Below are 1,082 nucleotides of genomic sequence, written 5' to 3' on the forward strand. Positions count from 1 at the left end.
GCTTCTCGCTCGCCGACGGTGACTGGTTCTATTTCGCTGGTGTCTGGCGCCCGGCGACACGGGACTGGCCTGAGGCTTATGCCATCCTGACGATCGAGGCGAACGACGACGTGGCGCCCTTCCACGACCGGCAGATGGCGGTGCTGCGGCGCGATCAGCGGATGGCTTGGCTCGACCGGACCTGCTTGGAGGAAGAGCTGCTTCGGCCGTTGCCTGCCGGCACGTTCGTGGTTTCGCAGCCGCGCAAAGCATCTGCACAGGCGGCGCTCGCATTTTGAACCAAAAACCCGAACTTCGTGATTGGCGTCGCCCTGCGGGCCGGGCTGTTGGCGGAGCTGAAGCCCCAAAGGGGGTCTTCACCCGTTCGGGCAGCCATCCCTGACGCGCACTGAGGCTGTCGTGCGAAGAGGGAGGGATCCATGTTTACCGCGATCCGGCGATGGGTCGAACACAGACGGGCGATCCGGCGGCGTTGGCAAGCCGATGCCCGCAGGTTCATCTTGGCCGAAGAGGCTATTACGAGGCACAGCGCCGCGCGATCCGAGCGCGCCTGCAAGGTGACGCCGGCGAGTTCTATCACTGGGCCAAGGTCGCCGCCGAGGTCGGCCGGATCGCGCCGCAGGCGGCGATGGATATTGACGCGGTGCGCGCGATCGTGGCCGAGGAAGAGCGCCGCGGTACCTGATGGTAGGTGGTGTTGCCGCTTGCGCGCTGCGGCCGGTAAGGGAAGCTGCGCCGCGGCCTGCAGTTCCGGCAACCCGGCACTATCGCCTGGTTGCCGGCCGCGCCCTTGCCCGCCTTGCTCTTCGCGGCATCCGGTTCATGCCCCATAAGCTTGGGGCGGGAATCGGATAGGAAGGAGCGCGTCAGGGCACGTGCAGGCGAATATGGAAAAAGCAGAACTGGAAGAGCTGAAAGAAAAAGTGCCCTGCGGCGCCGTACTGGATCATTGCGGGTTTGCGCTCGATCTCAAGGAGAGCACGCGCAGGGCGATGAAACATCGCCGCGGGGACGCAATCATCATCGTCATCCATGACGGCAAGGGCTGGTTCGATCCGCTTTCGGACGCCAAGGGCGATGTC

2 protein-coding genes and 1 pseudogene are annotated in these 1,082 nt (G+C 65.0%); all 3 read left to right on the forward strand.

Annotated elements, in window-relative coordinates:
- Positions 1-278 (forward strand): SOS response-associated peptidase family protein (locus EN749_RS36235; RefSeq protein WP_189368007.1); only part of this gene is annotated, 278 nt, incomplete at its 5' end.
- Between the two features lie 161 nt (positions 279-439).
- A complete protein-coding gene (locus EN749_RS36240; protein ID WP_245491591.1) occupies positions 440-685 on the forward strand; it encodes a hypothetical protein in 246 nt (81 codons plus the stop codon).
- Positions 686-887: 202 nt separating this feature from the next.
- Positions 888-1,082 (forward strand): annotated as a pseudogene (locus tag EN749_RS36245) (hypothetical protein); the annotation flags it as partial.

This window comes from Mesorhizobium sp. M7A.F.Ca.ET.027.02.1.1, from assembly GCF_004022985.1.
Lineage (GTDB): Bacteria > Pseudomonadota > Alphaproteobacteria > Rhizobiales > Rhizobiaceae > Mesorhizobium.